The following is an 18,970-nucleotide window of genomic DNA, read 5'->3' on the forward strand; positions in this document are numbered from 1 at the left end:
ACAGATATGACCTGAAATATATTGCCAAATGCCGTACATAATATTCTTTTACCTGCAAATAATAACTCTATTCATACCAATGAGAATAGTTTGAAAAATGCATTGCATTTTTAATATTTCTATTTACCCAGTATTACAAGCGAGCTTAGATACACAAAACTTATTATGCAAAGGAGTAAATTATATGAATCGTGATAAGCTCATAGCCCAAGTAAAAAACGAGTATGCACGAATAGCCTCTTCTGATTCCCAGCAGCATTTCTACCAAACCACAACCGATATAACACCTGAAGCCTATTATGAAAATCTGTTAAGCAAAGCCGTCAGCGAAATTAACAAAGGAACCTTTGACAATTTCAAATCCGGTGAGGAAGTAGTAACTGCTATTGCAAATGACAAATCCTGGCTTTCAGAATGGAAGTAATTACATTCATCATGAATGTTAATTACTTCCTGCCGCTTTGTCTCAATTTGGCTGCAGGATGAATTGCTTATTTTCCGAATAACTTTTTCCACAGTCCCTTTTTTACCTTTTTATCCGCTTCCCCTGGGGACGTTTTCTTGTATACCGCATTTTCCATTACTTCCTGTACGTCCATGTTCTGTGCTTTTGCAAAGGCTTCAATTTGCATTTTTGCTGTTTCCGCATAAATGTATGCTCCATCCCGGTCGCAATTCATCAGATTGGAATAGCATACGGTCTCATTAAGAGAGATGGGATTAACCTCAACCACTTCCGTTGCTTCCAAAAGTCCCAATTGATGCTCTTTTGCAAAAGTCAGAGCTTTGAGAAAAGGCGGAAGGTTCTGTTCAAAGAAATCAACCAGCACTTCCTTGACAATGCCGCTTTGATAGTCCGCCAGCAGCTTTGACACGCTCTCACATGGGATATACACACCTCCGCAGTAGTTCTCGATGATTCGGTTATGAATTGGATTTTCAATCTTTTGGCTTAATATTTCTGAAAAGCCGGCTGTATAAGCGCTCATTTCCTCGTTCTGCTGAATAAGAAAGGTAAATGCAGTTCCTCTGGTGTAATAAAATGTGCGGAAAAACCCCTGCACCACAGCCAGATTATAACTATGTGTTTTATCAAAAGGTTCTATGCCGGTGGTATTCGCTGCAATGTGCATTGTATCCTTGTATTTCTTTAAATAAAAGTCATCCATTCCATATTTTTTTGCCACTGCTTCTATACCGGAAAAATCACCTTCTTTAACCTCGGCTAGCCGGTTAAAATACCATTCGTACATCTCATCTCTGCTTATTGGATGATAACTAATATCAAAGCCCATTGATGCACCCTCTCTTTCGTATATTATTATATGTTATGTTGATTTGGAAATTTAAACTGCAACCGGTATATTTTCTACCTTTGGCCCTGTCACATAATCATCCAGTCTTACATCCTCAAGGGTAAAATCATAAAAATTCTTAATGTCCGGATTAATCCAGAAAGAGGGTGCTTCATAGACAGGCCTTGCAATCAGCTCCCGGATAATTGGAATATGCCGGTCATAAATGTGAGCATCCGCTATGACATGAACCAGTTCCCCGGCTTCCATGCCCGAGACCTGAGCCAGCATATGCAGCAATACGGCATACTGGCATACATTCCAGTTATTTGCCGCCAGAACATCCTGGGACCTTTGGTTCAATACAGCATTCAGCTTCAGGCGGCCGCTGTCCTCCCCTTTCGTAACATTAAAAGTCATGCTGTAGGCACAGGGATAAAGATTCATTTCATGAAGATCCTGATGGACGTAGATATTGCTCATAATTCTGCGGCTGTAAGGATTATTTTTCAGATCATAAATAATCCGGTCAACCTGATCCATATCCCCTTCCTTATACCTGTGCTTTACACCCAGCTGATATCCGTAGGCTTTTCCGATAGAACCCTGTTCATCTGCCCAGCTGTCCCAGATATGGCTGTTCAACTTATTGACATTATTTGATTTTTTCTGCCAGATCCAAAGTATTTCATCCACACAGCTTTTAAAGGCTGTCCTGCGAAGTGTTAAGGCCGGAAATTCCTTTGACAAATCGTACCGGTTTACTACGCCGAATTTCTTTATAGTATAGGCAAAGGAGCCATCCGCCCACTTTGGACGAACCTTTTCCCCTTCCGTACTGGTTCCGTTTTCTAATATATCCTTACACATATCTATAAATAGCTTATCAGCCAAACTCATTGCATTAACCATCCTATCATTTAATTTTAATGTGATTTTCACTTTTAAGTATTTTAAAGCAATTTTATTATAACCGCTTAATCCTGTCAAAAACAATAGTAAATGTGAATAGTTGAAAAAAGCGCCCAGATGTTTTGTGAGAAACAACTGATGCGCTATTTACTGGAAATTCCAGAGTAATGAATGATTATTTATTTTTCAGATATTTATATATGCTATCAATGGTCATATCTTTTTCCGCAATATTATCGTTTACTTCATCTATTAAATCCTTTGCCAGATGAAATTCCTTTTTATCTGCCAGGAAGATTCTGGCTCTGGGACGGGGCACCATGCCTTGAGGACCGGCACCTGTAATGTAGTTAATAATGATAATCACATCCTTTAAATTGTCATGATTCACATCACGAAAACCGACGGACGCCACACTGTCAAAAAGGCCCGCATAATTATCCGTTCTGTTATTTTTACAATAGTAAGGGAATGAATATTTGACCTTATTACCTTTCATTAGGTAAAATGAAACATCTTCAAAATCAGCACCAGCTTTCGGGCCATAGGAAATAAACCTTACACTTCCCCAGTCATTCAGTTTCACTTTAAAAGATTGATCTTTTATTATTCTTTTTTTGTCCAGGGATATTTTTGATTTGGAAACAACAGTATTAGCAGCTTTACTGACTTTTGTTTTACTTCCTTTTTCCTCATTATATTCATTGAATGCTTCAACCTTAGTCTGATTTACCTTTGAAGTTCCAAGCTCCTGATTCAAGCTGTCATCCTTTGATTTCTGGCAGCCTGCTAATAAGCATGCGCTCAGCATTGCAGTTACAAATATAATCACCTTTTTTTTCATACTAAAACCCTTCTTAATTTATTATAATTTTTTAATAACAAGCATTCCATTATTCACTTTGTCACTGCCGGTATCAATTTAATGGTCAAATTTCCATCGATAGAAAGCTCAGCGCCTTCGGGTAAATAAACATTCTTAATTTCGTGTACATCTTCCTCATCGAGTCCAAATACTTCATTCACTTCAATATCACCTGTACAGATATTACCCGTACCCGAAACAGCTTCAAGGTTGTAAGTACCAGCTTTGAAATCTGTACCGGCTGCATAATTTCCGGCTGATATATCCATTGCACCGGTTATATTATATGTACGTCCTGAAAAACCGTCATCTACCGTTTTATAAACAAGTTTAATCGTTAGCCTTCCTGATATTTCCACCGTAACATCTCTTGGTAATTTCAACCCTTTAAAAGAAGCTACATCTCCGCGTTCAGTACCGAACACTTCATTTATCCCATAATCTGAACTAGTAATATTACCGCTTCCTGAAACAGCAGAAACATTGCACTTACCTACAGGAATATCAATACCTGCAGTATAAAAGCCGGTTGTTAATATATACTCAATAACTTTATCAGACAAGTCCGAATCCTGTTTCGGAGTAACATCAGAGGGCACTGTCTTACCGTCTGCATTATAAAGAATGGGCGATCCGCAATACTCACAAACAGAATTATTGCTTATTAAATTTTTAGCCCCACAACCGGAACATACAATTACTAATGGTTCATACGCTGCACTTCGTTGGGTATGATCCTGATATTCATTTCTTCCTCTAAAAAATCCCATAATCCCTTTTCCCATATTCAAAATTTCCCTTTCTTAATTTCTTATATAAAGCGTTATACGTACTTCTTAATAACTGCATCATCAGCCAGATGATCAACCTTACTATATTTCATGAATTATTTGCTTTAAACCAGCCGCTTCTTAGGCATTTGCGCCGATGTTCATATTTCCAGCATCACCGCTGTAAAAGTCTACTGGTTGACTGCTCCCTGTCACGCTGGGTGATATCCCGTCATAGAGAAAAGCAAGTAATGCAATATACTATACATAAATAATAATATCTCACTAACCCTTATAGTTCAAGCTTTTATCAAAAGCACTTTGGGTGAATTTTTCATTATTACGTTATAGGAGGATCTTATGAATACTCCAGTAATCAAAACTACATTTAAAATGGATAATATGGAGTATCTCTGCTGTACCGCAGGATTGGAGCAAAACGGTGAACTGGTTATTTTCCTGCACGGATTTCCGGAAAGCTCTATCATCTTGGAAAAACAATGTCCCGATTGGCCGCGCTGGGCTATCGCTGTTTGGCTCCGAATCAGAGAGGTTATTCGGATGGTGCCTTTTATTACAATATCCGATATTTTTTTCGATAGCTTGAGGGTGATTCCTGAAATTTATTTTTAAACATACGGTTAAAATAGGAGAGATTATTAAAACCAGCATTTACCGCTATCTCTAAAATGGAACAGGAGGTTGTCAGGAGTTGTTTTTGTGCTATATTCAAGCGATAGTCATTTAAATAATGTATGAAAGAAGAGCCCGTTGTATTTTTAAAAAAACGCATGAAATTTGAGGGGCTGCTTCCGTAAACTGCTGCAGCATCCTGTATGGATATGGTTTCTTCATAATGTCCGCTAATGTAAGTCAGAACCTTTTTTAATTTATTGACAGAGGATTTTAAATAATTTTTATCTGTAAGCAGCTGATTATTCGATGTAAGCAGGTATATCATAAGCATGATCTGGGCTTTTATAGCCAGCTCATATCCCGGAAGCCTGGTATCATGGATTTGCTGCATCGTATTGATGTATACCGTAAGAAGAGTATTCAGGGGATTCTGCTTATCAATAATTACCGGGAAATATATTTTATTTGCCATAATGGGAAGCAGGATTTTCAGAGTACTTTCATCAGAGGTATATGAAAGTACCATTTTTAAATCAAAGATGATATTCCTGTATACAAAGGTTTCCCCATGAAGCTGTTCCATGGAATGCAGGATTCCCGGGGATATGAAAACTATGGTCCCTGCTGTAACTACATATGGTTTTAGATTGACGGTAATAACCCCTTTGCCTTCACTTACATGAATCAGTTCTACCTCCCCATGGTAATGCAGCGGGAACTGAGAAAAGGTTTCCGGCATCCGTACCTTGTAGATAGTGAAAGGATACGTGCTGTTGCCATGGCTTTTTTTCTCTTCATAAAAAGCATAACTATTAATATCCATAAGGTGCCCCCATCTATGCAGCACAGTAAGTACGGACCTGAAGCTTTGCAGCTGCTTATATTCTCCAAATGATAGTATTGTACAAATAAATTTCAGAATGTTGCAAGAAATTTCAGTATAAAATGATATAATTATATTAATCCATAAAATAATATCAGTCAATATAAACAAAAACAATGATAGGACAATCTTTTTCATTGTTTTATTCTATCGGTTGTATGGCCTGTGGGATATAGTCGGTAAAATCAAAAGCATCAGTAGGCTGTCAATAAATGAAAGGGCTGTTACAGAAGGCATATAATCAGGTCAGGGTTTATCTATGCCATTAGGTGCAGCCCCTAAAAAAGGCAGGAGGTATAAAAAGAATGAAGAAAGGTTTCTGGAGAAAACTGACGGTATATGTGCTGCTGATTGCAATCATGGTAACTGGACTGATAATACCCGGCACATTACAAAAGACGCAGGCAGAAACAGTATCCTCGGTTACGGTGCATTATAAAGGAACATATACTGCACCAAATATCTATTATTGGAATTTGAACGGGGAAAGCAATAAGCCGGTTACATGGCCGGGAGTACAAATGAAGGCTGAAAGTGATAATTGGTTTGGTTACACCTTCAGCAATACTCAAAGCGTTAATCTGATTATTAACCAGAATGGCTCACAGACAGCCGACTTGTACAGGACTTCGGGGGAATGGTGGTATAAGAACAACCAATGGTACCAGTATAATCCGGAAATTACTGCAGATTCCATTACGGTACATTTTAAAAGTCCCTGGGACGGAGCAAAGATATATTATTGGAATTTACAGCCCTCCGGCAGTACGATAACCTGGCCGGGGACAGATATGACGCCGGAGGGAAACAGGTGGTATAAATATACTTTTTCCGATACCACACTGGTTAATCTGATATTTAATTATAACGGGAAGCAGACAGCCGATTTATCCCGGACAGCAGGTGAATGGTGGTATAAGGATAATCAATGGTATGAGAAGGATCCGGAAGCGTCCGTTACACCAACACCGACTAATACACCAACGCCGACTAATACGCCAACGCCGACCGGAACACCAACAGTTACGCCGACAATATCACCAACTATAACACCAACCATTACACCGACACCGGAAAAAGGGATTGATTTCAGGGATGAAACTATCTATTTTGTTATGGTAACCCGGTTTTATGATGGAGATTCCAGTAATAATGTGCATTGCTGGGATGAAGTGGCAGCCATGAAGAACAGTAACGACCCGGCATGGAGAGGTGATTTTAAAGGCCTTATTGAAAAACTGGACTACATAAAGGCCCTTGGATTTTCGGCAATCTGGATTACTCCGGTAGTGAAAAATATGAGCGGCTATGATTATCACGGTTACCATGCCGTTAATTTCAGTGAGATAGACCCAAGATATGAATCGAATGGTGTAACCTACCAGGATTTAATTAATGCGGCCCATGAAAAGGGGTTAAAAATCATACAGGATATCGTATTGAACCATTCAGGAAATTTTGGGGAGGAAAATCTATATCCGTTGTTTACAAAGGATAAAACACAAGAAGATACTGCTGATGCGGTTATCAGAATTGATAAAGGAAAACTTCCCGATAATTATGATACCTTAACTCCGGCACAGCAATATCAGGCCAGAATAAACGCCATGAAAGAAGATTCCCAGGATACGGAAAATATTTATCACCATGAAAAAAGTTTAAGCTGGGAAGGTTATACTGTCCAAACCGGTCAGATAGCAGGGGATTGTGTGGATCTAAACACAGAGAATCCAGCCGTATCGCATTATTTAATAAATGCCTACAGCCGTTATATTAATATGGGGGTTGATGCCTTCCGGGTTGATACGGTAAAGCACATATCCAGACTGACTTTCAATAAAGAATTTATCCCGGCCTTTAAGGCGGCAGGAGGAGAAGATTTCTTTGTGTTCGGGGAAGTAGCTACCAGGTACCGGCAGGTATGGAACAGTAATATTCCTGCAATTTCCACACCATTTTACACTTGGGCAGAAACCTCAGCCTACCCTTGGGGCGATACAGCTACTAATATGAAAAGTGTTTTCCAGCACTGGAATGATAACCAGAATGTCAGTGACCAGCCTGTCAGCAGAAATCATTTGCTGACCGGCAATACCTATCACACACCGGATAAAAGTATATCTTCCGGATTGGGTGTAATAGATTTTCCCATGCATTGGAACTTTAATAATGCCAGGGATGCATTCCGTGTGGGAGTGGATGGGGATCAATATTACAGTGATGCTACCTGGAATGTAACTTATGTGGATTCCCATGATTATGCACCGGATGGTGCGCCGGAAAACCAGAGGTTTGCCGGCTCCCAGGATACCTGGGCGGAAAATTTGAACCTGATGTATACCTTCCGGGGAATTCCATGTATTTATTACGGAAGTGAAATAGAATTCAAGAAGGGCGCAGTGATTGATGCCGGTCCGTCAAAACCCTTAAGCGAGACAGGCAGGGCCTATTTTGGGGACAATATCGAAGGCTCCGTAACTGTGACGGATTACGGCGAATATACAAATGCGACAGGAACAATGGCAGCAGCCCTAAATCATCCCCTTTCCCTGCATATCCAGAGGTTGAATAAAATCCGGAGGAAAATCCCGGCCCTTAGAAAGGGGCAGTATTCGACGGAAGGTGTTTCGGGAGAAATGGCTTTTAAGAGACGTTATACGGATACGAAAACCGGGGTGGATAGTTTTGTACTGGTATCCATTACAGATGGTGCAGCCTTCTCGGGAATCCCAAATGGTACCTATAAGGATGCAATTACGGGAGATGTAAAGGTTGTAACAGATAGCAGATTAACCATACCCAGAACAGGAAAAGGCAATATGAGAATTTATGTCTTGGATTTACCGGGTAATCCGGCACCGGGAAAAATCGGTAATAGCGGAACATATTTAAAATAATTTAACAGTATAAATGAGTACCGAAGGTTTAAAAATCAGGGACTGCCTAAATTTAGAGGTAATCCCTGATTCTGCATTCTCCCAGAAAGCCAGTAAAAATCATAACGCATCCGTAATTATGCAAAATACTTGCAGATATTTTCGTCGCAGCTAAAAACAGGAATCAAATCAATAGAGCAATCAACGTTTAACACTTGACCTCCCTGGTATTCTTTTCTGCTCCATACATCAAACCATTTCTTACCGGCCGGGAGATAAACGGTTCTGGAGGTCAAGCCGGAATACATAACCGGGGCAATCAGCAATTTATCACCAAACATATATTCATCAGAAGAATTCCAGCACTCACCCTCCTCCGGGAAATGATAGAACATCGGACTGATTACCGGAGTACCCTTTTCATGGGCCGCAGTCATGGCATCAGAAATATACGGCTTCAGATTTTCTCTGATAAGCATATATTTTTTACAAATGTCATACACTTCCTCACCATAGGACCACACTTCGTTGGGTCCGCCGGAGTGACAGCGTCCGCCTCTTACCTCGCTCAACGGAGCAGTGTGAGGTTCCCTGTCCCCATGCAGTCTCATTACCGGACAGAAGGTACCATATTGGAACCATCGGACAAAGATTTCTCGAAAGGCAGGGTCTCCGGGGTTTCCTCCATGAAATCCACCAATGTCGGTAGTCCACCAGGGAATCCCGGCAATGGCCATATTCAGCCCGGCTGAAAATTGATTTCTCATGCTTTCAAAACTGGAATGAATATCCCCTGACCAAACCAGGGCACCGTATTTCTGAGAGCCCGCCCATGCACATCTGAGAAGATTCAGAATATTCTTCTGGCCTTCTTTCTCCATCCCTTCATAAAAAGTCTGCGCATAACATTTCGGATAAATATTTCCGATTTGTACATTAGGCCCTAAATAATAGCGGTAATTATCAAAATCATAAAAACTGTATTCCGGCTCCGCCTCATCCAGCCAGAAAATCTTTATGCCTTTCTTATAATAATTTTCTTTCACCTTTGACCATACAAACTCTCTTGCTTCCGGATTGGTGGCATCATAATGGAGAGCTCGGCAACCATTGCATCGGGGTCCGGCCAGTATTCCTCATCAAACTTCCATTCCCCCTCCAAAGGCCAATGGAAAAAGTCTATGACAATTACGGAAACAGGCAGATTTCTTCTCTTATACTCCCTGGCAACAGCAAGAAGTTCTTCCTGTGTCTGGTATCTTAATTTACACTGCCAGAATCCCATGCCATAATCTGGCATCATGGGAACCTTTCCCGTCACATCAGCATAATTTTCTTCTATCTCTGCCGGTGTATCGCCGGCTGTAATCCAATAGTCTATTATTTTGGTAGATACCGCTCTCCATGAAGTCAGGTTGGTTCCAAAGGTAACACTTCCAATAGCCGGATTATTCCATAGGAAACCGTACCCCAGAGAAGTTCTTTCATAGCCTATTCTTTCACCGCTCCAAGCATAATCCCTGTTACAAAATATTTTTGCAGGAACGGATACACAGCCAGCATTGGTATCATTGCGATAAAGACCTTTGCGGCATCCAGGGAATTGTTGGAGAGCTGATCCAGCTTTTCCAGCTGGTCCAAGGAAAGGTTCGTTGTCTGAACACTTACAACCATCTGCTTTATGTAGGTCTGCAGCGGATAATGGGTATCTCCGCTGGTAAGAACCAGACCCTGGAAAAATTCATTCCAGTAACCCACACTTGTAAATAAAACGATGGTCGCCAAAACCGGAACCGAGCAGGGCACAATAATCTTAAAAAGTGTGGTCCAGGGTCCTGCACCGTCAACCAATGCTGCTTCCTCCAGCTCCTTGGGAAGACTTCTGTAAAAGTTCACAAGCAATATCAAATTAAATACCGGCAGTCCGCCGCAAAGTACAAGCCCCCATATATTATCAATCATCCCGTACTTCATCATGGTAATGTACCATGGAATAATACCGCCGTTAAAAATCATACAAAAAATAACCACCCACATTATGGCATTCCTGGGCTTGTATTCCGATGCCGGTTTGGAAAGCGGATAAGCAAATATAATAAGTATAAAAATACTTACAATCGTACCCAAAACTGTCCTTTGAACGGAAATCCAGAAGGAATGGAAAAACTTCCAGTCACCCATTATCTGCCGATAGGACTCCAGTGAGAAACCGACAGGAAAAAAGGTCACGGCACCTGAATTAGCTGCTGCCTTGCTTGAGATAGACATACATAGCGCATACCACAGAGGATAAAGGCAGCTAAGGGCGAGAATTGCCATAATTATGGTATTGATTACACGAAAAATTTTACTGCCGACTGTTTTGCTTTCAACCATAGTAGTTAACCTTTATATGTACCGTTATCCGCACATATCACCTTTCAATATAAATATCAAATACAGGAATCCTTCCATTAGAATACTTTGTAATCTGCTGCCTTGTATGCAATTGTATAGGACAGCACAATCAGCAGAAAACTGATTACCGATTTGAACAAGCCTGCCGTCGTTGCCAGGGAAAACTGCACATTGACAAGTCCCATTCTGTAAACCCAGGTATCTAAAATATCTCCTGTCGAATAAACGAGAGGACTATACAGATTATATATCTGGTCAAAGCCGGCATTCAGTACATTTCCCAGCCCCAGCACACTGAGCAGAATTACCGTGCTGGCAATACCGGGTAAGGTGATATTCCGGACGGCTTTCAGCTTACCGCAGCCGTCAATGGCCGCAGCCTCATACAAATCAGGGCTTATTCCGGTCAGGGCTGCAAGATAGATAACCGCATTGAATCCAAATTCCTTCCAAACATCCGATCCAATAATCAGCCCTCTGAAATACCGGTCTTCACTGAACCAGATCCGCGGCTCCATCCCAAACACAGAAAACAGAGCGTTAGCAGAGCCTTTGTAACTAAAAATCTGAAGCAGTACGCTAGCCAGAATAACCCAGGAGAGAAAATGCGGAAGATAGACGACGGTCTGAACCAGCTTTTTATACCTTACACTTCTGACCTCGTTCAGTAAAAGAGCAAAGGTCAAGGGAATTACCACATTAAGGACCAATTTGGAAACAGCTATGATTAAGGTATTTAGAATTACCCTTTTGCTGTCACTCATAGAAAACAAATATTTAAAATTATCCAGGCCTACAAATTCAGAGCCAAAAAATCCTGCTCCGGGATTATAATTTTGAAAAGCCATAATGATGCCAAACATGGGAACGATGTTAAAGAGCACAAGCCATATGAGTCCCGGTATCGTCATAATATTATAGTGAAAAAAAGAATTTGATCTTTTCCTTTTCATGATGTTCAAACTATTCAAACTCCTTTGCCTTATTTAAAGTGCAGCCGCTCATTTTGAGCGGCTGAAGCTTATCGCATATTTTAGTTCAGATCCTGTACTTCCTGGGTTATGGTATCTCCGCCCTCGGATTTCCAATTCTTAACGAGTTCATCGAACTTATCGATGCCGGATTTACCGGTAATAATTTTCATTACCACTTCATCTTCCATCGCCTTCAGGTTTGACCATTTGCTCTCCATGGTTTTTGTCTGACTGTATACGGTACTGTAGACCTTTTTGTCTGCGGGAACAGTCGCATAGGGTCTGTCACCTACAAGGAGCGAGTACATTCTTTGGAAATTACCGAAATTGTCCATATTAAAATCCTGAACGGAAAGCTGTTTTCCAGTTTTATAGCCGGGAACGGTTTCTTTTACTACGCTTACATCACTTGCAAGAAGCTTATATGCACTGGACGCACCTGCATAATCCTCTGCCTTCTTTTTACCGTCCAGAACATCGATCAGCTCGTGATAGGTATATTCACACTCATCCGCAGGAGCCATAAGGTTTCTGATGGGCCAGAAGCCCAGGGGCTGTTCGGAAACATCAAACTTGCTCTCATCCCGCAATAGTACATTTGACATAATGATCATTGCCTTAATCTGGTCTTTTGTACAATCTTTGCTCATAATTGTATACCCTGTGGTAGTGGAACCCATCTTTACATTCCATTTATTATCATCGGTATAAATAGGATAGGACTGCCAGTTAGCATTGGGATCATTCCTGTAAGCATCACCGGTACCATAACCAGGCATCCACCAGGCTCCGAAATACATGCCCACCTTGCCTGAATTGATTAGTTCTATGGAAGAATCTCTGGTTCCCATTTCACGGTCAATATAGCCTTTTGCATACCAGTCGGCGAGTGTTTCAATGGTTTTTCTTGTGTTGCCGGAAAGTGAGCCATAGCTTACCTTATTATTTTCGTCCGTTACCCAAAATCCCGGATATGCATCATTGGCAGAGAAGGCAAGGTCAAAGCCGCAGGAAGTGGTTCCGGAATCCAGGAAATCACTATAACATTTGCCGTTCTTATCCGGACCTGCAATGGCTACCGTGTCCTCCCCGGCAGGCTTTTTCTCCATGAAAACCTTCGCTACATTCTCGATATCCTTCAAGGTCCTGGGCACTTCCAGCCCATACTTGTCAAGCCAGTCCTGCCGGATATTAAGTACCTGCACTCCGCCGGTCTCAACCTCGACAGCCGGTATGGCAACCTGCTTGCTGTCAAAGGTTACATCCTCATAGGCTCTTCCCCCTGTTGAATCCATAACGGTCTTAACCTGAGAAGAAGCATACTGCTGGAACAAGCTGCTGATATCATAAAGCTGGCCTGACTTTTCCGCCTTTAGCATATACTGCCTTGGAACAGCCATACCGTCCGGCAGCGTATTGCTGGCAATACACAGGGCAACCTTTTGCTGGTAGTCATTTCCGGACGCAGCCGTCCAGTCACACACCACCTTTATATTGAAATTCTCCAGAAGATAGTCCGTATATTGGTTATTATCCACACTTTTGCCTTCAGGTAATGTGTCGGTAGCACTTACGCTCTGCCCTATATGTACCTCAACTACTTCAGGGAACTTCTGAAATGCCAGATCATCCCCGCTTAAAGTATTGCCCACAGCCTCAGAACTCTCATCCTGAGAAGGTGATGCCGGACCGCTTTTCGATTTACAAGCGGATAAAGCAGCTATTATCATGGTCAATGACAGGATTACCGCAAGTATCCTCTTTAACATAAAAATCTCCTCCTTAATTTTTCTGCGATTGCACCCCTAGGTTGTTTTTATTTTATCGTTAATAATAGCTAAATACAACCGATAAAACGCCTGGTTTTATAGTACAATTCACTGTTATTTGTTTTCTTTTTTGGAAACATAAGTAGAAATTTTTATGTAATAAGGATTATAAATTTAAAAATAAGACAATTGTTTTCTATATTCTGAACAATTAACCCCCTCGATACTGTAAAACACCTTGGAAAAGTATTTTTCATCCCGGTATCCAACCCGGCAGGAGACCTCCGCCACCGTTATTTTTTCTTCTCTTAATATTTGCTTGGCAAGCTTTACTCTTTCTTTCCTGATGTAGTTGCTTACTGTGAATCCGGTGCATTTCTTGAAGTTAATGGAAAAATAGCCTCTGCTCATATTCATTTCATCCGCAATTTTCTCTGATTTCAGACTATCCGATGTAAGATTTTTTAAAATATAATCGACAGATTTTAATATTACGATTTCAATTTTACCGGAGTACTTCATAACGACCGCCCGGTCAAAGGTATCTTTTCTGATGTTCTGAAGCTGTATTAAATCACTGTCAAACTTGTCATAATCATGCTCCAGTAAAATAATTTCAAAGTTCTTTTCCAGTACATGCAGCATTTTCAGCATGATACGATAAAGCTGCTTCTGGCTGAACTGTTCCTTTTGGATATGCTCCAGAATATCCTGGAATACTTCTTCGTTATATACCCAGAAAGCTTTTTCTATCTCGGCGCATACTCCGTCAACACTACGGTCATCCGCTTCCTTTCTGTTATTTTGCGGGGCATTCTTATGGTAATCATCAATTATCTTACTTACCCGGATAAAAATTTCCGTACAATCCTCCTGTTCCAGTCGGAGCTTTGAAATATAGTCAAGGGCGCCAAGTCTTAAGGCACTCTGAACATATTCAAAGCTTTCATGAAAGCTCAGAACAACATAATTAATATCCGGATGTCTTTTTTTACTTTCCTTTATAAAATCCAGCCCGGAGAGAACAGGCATTGACAAATCCACCACTACAACGTCAACCTCATTTTTCTCAATAAATTCCAGGGCAATGGCTCCGTTTGACACATCTCCTACTACTTTAAGTCCGCACTGCTCCCACGGCACCATTGAAATAAGGCCTTTTCTTGCAAGCTTATCATCATCTACGATTAATATACGATACATAATCTTTCTCCTTAATTATTGCAGGGTAATATCATTTCTACTACGGTTCCTGTTCCTTTCCGGCTTTCTATTCTCATTCTGGTGGCTTCTCCGTAAAATGCTTCCAGCGTCATCTTCACATATCTTATGCCGATGCCTTTGTTTTTCCTGCTTTCTTCCCCATTGCCGGATTCATCCTCACTCAGCACGAAGCCTTTTCCGTCATCCTTAATGGTAATCACAATGCTCTGATTCCTTTGCTTTATTGTGACCCAGAGATGCCCGAACTCATCCATATTGTGGCATACGGCATTCTCGGCTATGGGCTGGAGAATGAATCTGGCACTGTCCTTATCCAGATACTCACCTTCCTCCACATCAAGGTCATAATCAAAATCATATTTCATTTTCTGCAGATCAAGATACATTTTAAGGGACTTTATTTCCGTTCTCAATGTAGACCTTCTGTCTGTTTTTCCCAGGCTGTATCCCAAAATATAATTCAGCCGATTAATAAAGGCATCGATTTCCGGCTGATTATTCGTTACCGCCATCCAATGGACGGAATTCAGGGTATTCATGAGAAAATGCGGATTGATCTGGTAATAAAGCTTATCCAATTCCAACTGTGCTTTTTGCTTCTCCTGCAGACAGCTTTCGTCCATAAGGGACTTAATCTGCCGTTTCATGTTATTAAAGGTATGAAAGAGGCTGTCAAATTCTTCAATATTGAAGCTGTAATTTTCAATGGCAAAATTACCGTCTCCAAAATGCTCCATTTCTTTCTGGAGAGTTTTAATAGGGCGGTAAATCAGCCATATCAAAAGAGTCGTAGTTGTCGTTATAATTCCAAGGGTAATCAGAATAACCACTGCTATACTGATGAGCCAATTATTCATCTCCCGCCTGTAATCAGCCTCCGGCATCAGAAGAATATTGGTAAAGCCAAAGCTGCTCTCCTTCGCAACACCGACATATCCGCCGATATTTATTTTCCTGTCGTGTAGAACCTCTATTTTCTTTCCAACTTCATACTCTTTGGAATTGCTGAAACACACTTCATTCTCCGTATTCAGCTGCAGGAAGGCATAGTGTGTATGCTGCAGTTCCGATCTGTGCTCAACGGAATCCAGTATATCCGAATAGGCCTCCACGTATATCATTGCCTGGGTGCCGTTATCAAAAAATGTGGGCCTGATAATGGACAGTACATTTTTTTCTATGACACTGATATTGCTTGTATGCATAACCTGAAAACCAATCTGGTTTGTATCCAGCACCCTGGAAATTGCTTCCGGATTAAAACTTTTATCCACCATAAAATTGGAAAAAAGCATCTTATCCACTTTGGTATTTGCACTGTCCGGTACAAAATAAGCGGCCAGAAGAACATCTTTACTGCCGAATACCGCAATGTTTACGCTTTCTGAAAACTGTTTATACAAATCAATCTTATCATACTGGGATTCGGCAACCAAATACTGATTAAATTTATTCCCAATGCTCCCCAGCGAAATCATCTGCTGTGAGATCTGCAGCAGGGTATAATAGTCGGAATCAATACTGTCGCTCATTTCCTTCAAGTCTGCTACCAATGAGGTTTCTATTTTCGTTTTTTCAATCGCTTTCAGGGACAAATAGGAAACAAATATTACAAGGAAAAGGCCAAGAACCATCCCTACACCAAGGATTAAAAAGAATCTTTTCTTTAGGGTATTAATTTTAAATATGTTATTTCTATTTTTCATATGTAATCACACCCGTGGCATATTATCATTTTGTTATATAAAGTTTAACATATTATTAATATTTATGCAATATTGCTATATCGCAATATAAAACTGTAAATTTTATAGCCAACTTTGTTTTAGTTTTACCTCAATTATCTTTTCCTCTATAAAAATCATCTTTTATTCAACAGATATCCTGCGGTTTTTTGTTTGATTTCCACCATATGAACACATGGATTTTAGATATAAAAAAGTTGCCGACAGAGCTTACTGGGGCCTTAGCACTGGCTTTTTTGTTCTTAAAAGCTATTTTTTACAATATATTGTACAGTGATTTTCATGCACATATAAGCTAGATGCAACTTTGAACTTGTTTAATAAACAGAACGCATACAAATAAAGGAGGAAATTAAAAAATGCCGAATTTAGTGGGTGACTCTAATAATCAAAATATTGCTGCAGTCTTTGGCAATAATACCGATGGTGGTACAGGTGTAGCTGGGAACAGTATAAGTGGATGGGGTACGTCTGGCCGTAGTGAAACTAACACGGGCGTATCTGGGTTAAGTACAAAAGGTACAGGTGTGGTCGGGGGAAGTCAAAGTGGAACGGGTATATATGGAATTAGTGATGTCAGCGCAGGTGTAGTTGCCGAAAGTAATCAGAATACCGCTCTTATTGCTACAACTCGGGGAACGACTCCAGCTTTGATTGTCAATCAATGGGGTACCGGAAATATTATGATTGGCAGAGATAACAGAAATGCCGAGGTCTTCCGGGTACTTAATAATGGTGACGTCCAAGTACGCGGGATTACACTTACCAGCGATAAGAATGCTAAGGAGAATTTCTCAAACGTCAATACAATAGAGATTCTTGATAACTTGGAATGTATGCCAATCCTTTCTTGGAACTATAAAGAGGACCCGTCCAGTAATCGTCATATTAGCCCAACTGCTCAGGATTTCCAAGCCGCTTTTGGACTAAATGGAGATGATGATATTCACATATCAAGCATAGATCTACAGGGAGTAGCTTTAGCTGCTATTCAAGGGTTAAATGAAATACTACAGGCTGAAAATGCTGAGTTAAATACGAAATTAGCCTGCCTCGAGGAACGCCTTTTCGCACTTGAATCCAAAAATCAAACCGAACATAGGACTTAGAGGGCAGGTCTTCGTTCAGCAAACCATCATCAATCCCAACTCTGCAATTCAAAATGTTTCCTTCAATGTCAGTGTCATACACATATGTTGAAAATTTCTTGACATCCCCATTTATTCATGGTATTTTATTGATAGCAAATTATAGAAAGGAAGGTGACGTCATGCTTTGTATTAACCAAAACCAATACAATAATAAATTTTACCCGTACTGTCTGAACTGGCATGGCGTTATTTAGCGCCTTTTTATTTAGACCGTTTTGATGCCCGGGTAATTCACCCGGGCTTTTTTGCGCCCATTTTGAAAGGAAAATTATGATAGAGTTAAAAGGAAAACACAACACTGCCAAGGTGTTCACCGATAATATCGAGCAGGCAGCAATCTCACAGATTCTCAATCTGCTCAATCAGGAATTTGTATGCGGCAGCCAAATCCGCATCATGCCAGATACTCATGCTGGTGCCGGCTGCACCATTGGTACCACTATGACCCTCAAAGATAAAGCGGTTCCAAATCTCGTAGGAGTAGACATCGGCTGCGGTATGGAAACCGTACTCCTCAAGGATTCCCATGTGGAATTACAAAAACTTGACACAGTCATCCATAAATATATTCCAGCAGGCTTTGACGTCCGTGATACTCCTCACTCATATATGAATGAGATAGATTTGACCCAAATGCGCTGCGCCGGCCATGTAAACTTAAATCGTGCGGAGCTGAGCATGGGTACCTTGGGCGGTGGTAACCATTTTATTGAACTTGACAGGGATGATAATGGCCGATTTTACCTTGTTGTACATTCCGGCAGCCGAAACCTGGGCAAACAGGTAGCGGAGTATTATCAAAAAGCAGCTGCGAAAGATTTGGAAAAGCGCCGTAATGACAGCTCCCGACTGATTGTTGAATTAAAAGCACAAGGACGGGAGACCGAAATTGAAACCGAACTGCAAAAACTGAAATTTCTGAAGTTAGACAAGAATTTAGCTTTTGTTGAAGGGCACATGTTTGAAGATTATATACATGATATGAAGATCACCCAGCATTATGCTATGCTAAACCGCAAAGCGATAGTAAGGGAAATCGTCAAACAGATGAAGTTTAAGGTTGAAGACTCTTTTACAACAATTCATAACTTCATCGAAACGGACAGCATGATTCTGCGAAAAGGCGCAATCTCGGCCAAGACAGGCGAACAAGTGCTGATTCCAATGAATATGCGGGACGGCAGCTTGATTTGTATTGGAAAGGGCAACCCGGACTGGAATCAGTCCGCTCCCCACGGGGCCGGACGTTTGATGAGCCGCAGCGCCGCTAAGGAAAGCATAACCCTGTCCCAGTTCAAGGAATCGATGGAAGGTATTTATTCTTCAACCATCAATAAATCAACCATTGACGAATCCCCGTTTGCCTACAAACCTATGGATGAAATCATTGCTAACATTGCCGATACCGTCGAGATTGTTAAGATAATCAAGCCTGTTTATAACTTTAAGGCTGCTGAATAGAGAGAAGATGTG

The 18,970-nt window shown here is 40.8% G+C and carries 15 protein-coding genes and 1 pseudogene; 5 read left to right on the forward strand and 11 right to left on the reverse strand.

Translation table 11 applies throughout. The features are described from left to right. The first annotated feature begins 184 nt into the window (after positions 1-184). The gene (locus BUB77_RS09540; protein ID WP_073275154.1) at positions 185-424 is read left to right on the forward strand and encodes a hypothetical protein; all 240 of its coding nucleotides are present in this window, start codon (positions 185-187) and stop codon (positions 422-424) included. A gap of 67 nt (positions 425-491) precedes the next feature. Here the strand turns inward: BUB77_RS09540 and BUB77_RS09545 are convergent, their stop codons facing one another. The 4 genes from BUB77_RS09545 to BUB77_RS09560 form a co-directional block, all read right to left on the reverse strand. After that, entirely contained in the window at positions 492-1,295 is an 804-nt protein-coding gene (locus BUB77_RS09545; protein WP_073275156.1) for a hypothetical protein, read from the reverse strand. Positions 1,296-1,346: 51 nt separating this feature from the next. Further along, a complete protein-coding gene (gene thyA, locus BUB77_RS09550) occupies positions 1,347-2,195 on the reverse strand; it encodes a thymidylate synthase (RefSeq protein WP_073275158.1) in 849 nt (282 codons plus the stop codon). 187 nt (positions 2,196-2,382) lie between these two features. Then, complete coding sequence (locus BUB77_RS09555) at positions 2,383-3,051, reverse strand: hypothetical protein (protein WP_073275160.1); 669 nt, start codon at positions 3,049-3,051, stop codon at positions 2,383-2,385. Positions 3,052-3,104: 53 nt separating this feature from the next. After that, on the reverse strand, positions 3,105-3,857 hold the full coding sequence (locus BUB77_RS09560) for a hypothetical protein (protein ID WP_073275162.1): 753 nt from the start codon (positions 3,855-3,857) through the stop codon (positions 3,105-3,107). A 345-nt stretch (positions 3,858-4,202) separates the two neighbouring features. Here BUB77_RS09560 and BUB77_RS09565 point away from each other — a divergent pair, with 345 nt between their 5' ends. After that, positions 4,203-4,475: a hypothetical protein gene (locus BUB77_RS09565; RefSeq protein ID WP_073275164.1), complete on the forward strand. Its 273-nt coding sequence runs from the start codon at positions 4,203-4,205 to the stop codon at positions 4,473-4,475. On the opposite strand, the gene BUB77_RS09570 is transcribed toward BUB77_RS09565, so the two are convergent. Next, on the reverse strand, positions 4,417-5,301 hold the full coding sequence (locus BUB77_RS09570) for an AraC family transcriptional regulator (protein ID WP_073275166.1): 885 nt from the start codon (positions 5,299-5,301) through the stop codon (positions 4,417-4,419). The two genes, BUB77_RS09565 and BUB77_RS09570, sit on opposite strands and share 59 nt — an antisense overlap. A 365-nt stretch (positions 5,302-5,666) precedes the next feature. Between BUB77_RS09570 and BUB77_RS09575 the strand changes: the two genes are divergently transcribed. Continuing rightward, the gene (locus BUB77_RS09575) at positions 5,667-8,258 is read left to right on the forward strand and encodes an alpha-amylase family glycosyl hydrolase (RefSeq protein WP_073275168.1); all 2,592 of its coding nucleotides are present in this window, start codon (positions 5,667-5,669) and stop codon (positions 8,256-8,258) included. 116 nt (positions 8,259-8,374) lie between these two features. On the opposite strand, the pseudogene BUB77_RS29110 reads toward BUB77_RS09575, so the two are convergent. The 6 genes and pseudogenes from BUB77_RS29110 to BUB77_RS09610 all read right to left on the reverse strand — a co-directional run. Next, positions 8,375-9,717: pseudogene (locus BUB77_RS29110) on the reverse strand (glycoside hydrolase family 31 protein); the annotation flags it as partial. Positions 9,718-9,728: 11 nt separating this feature from the next. Next, on the reverse strand, positions 9,729-10,613 hold the full coding sequence (locus BUB77_RS30280) for a carbohydrate ABC transporter permease (RefSeq protein ID WP_073275174.1): 885 nt from the start codon (positions 10,611-10,613) through the stop codon (positions 9,729-9,731). Positions 10,614-10,690: 77 nt separating this feature from the next. Further along, positions 10,691-11,587, reverse strand: coding sequence for an ABC transporter permease (locus tag BUB77_RS09595; RefSeq protein ID WP_073275259.1), 897 nt, complete (start codon positions 11,585-11,587; stop codon positions 10,691-10,693). Between the two features lie 80 nt (positions 11,588-11,667). Further along, complete coding sequence (locus tag BUB77_RS09600) at positions 11,668-13,377, reverse strand: type 2 periplasmic-binding domain-containing protein (RefSeq protein WP_073275176.1); 1,710 nt, start codon at positions 13,375-13,377, stop codon at positions 11,668-11,670. 174 nt (positions 13,378-13,551) lie between these two features. Next, positions 13,552-14,580 (reverse strand): response regulator transcription factor, encoded by a 1,029-nt coding sequence (locus tag BUB77_RS09605; RefSeq protein WP_073275178.1) that lies wholly within the window; start codon positions 14,578-14,580, stop codon positions 13,552-13,554. Between the two features lie 11 nt (positions 14,581-14,591). Beyond that, positions 14,592-16,307, reverse strand: a complete 1,716-nt coding sequence (locus BUB77_RS09610; protein WP_073275180.1) for a sensor histidine kinase — start codon at positions 16,305-16,307, stop codon at positions 14,592-14,594. Positions 16,308-16,705: 398 nt separating this feature from the next. Between BUB77_RS09610 and BUB77_RS09615 the strand changes: the two genes are divergently transcribed. Then, positions 16,706-17,455 carry a tail fiber domain-containing protein gene (locus BUB77_RS09615; RefSeq protein WP_073275182.1) on the forward strand — a complete coding sequence of 250 codons (750 nt, stop codon included), beginning with the start codon at positions 16,706-16,708 and terminating at the stop codon, positions 17,453-17,455. Positions 17,456-17,767: 312 nt separating this feature from the next. Further along, positions 17,768-18,958 carry an RtcB family protein gene (locus tag BUB77_RS09620; RefSeq protein ID WP_073275184.1) on the forward strand — a complete coding sequence of 397 codons (1,191 nt, stop codon included), beginning with the start codon at positions 17,768-17,770 and terminating at the stop codon, positions 18,956-18,958. Positions 18,959-18,970 lie beyond the last annotated feature (12 nt).

The sequence above is a fragment of the Anaerocolumna jejuensis DSM 15929 genome (genome assembly GCF_900142215.1).
Taxonomy (GTDB): Bacteria; Bacillota; Clostridia; order Lachnospirales; family Lachnospiraceae; genus Anaerocolumna; species Anaerocolumna jejuensis.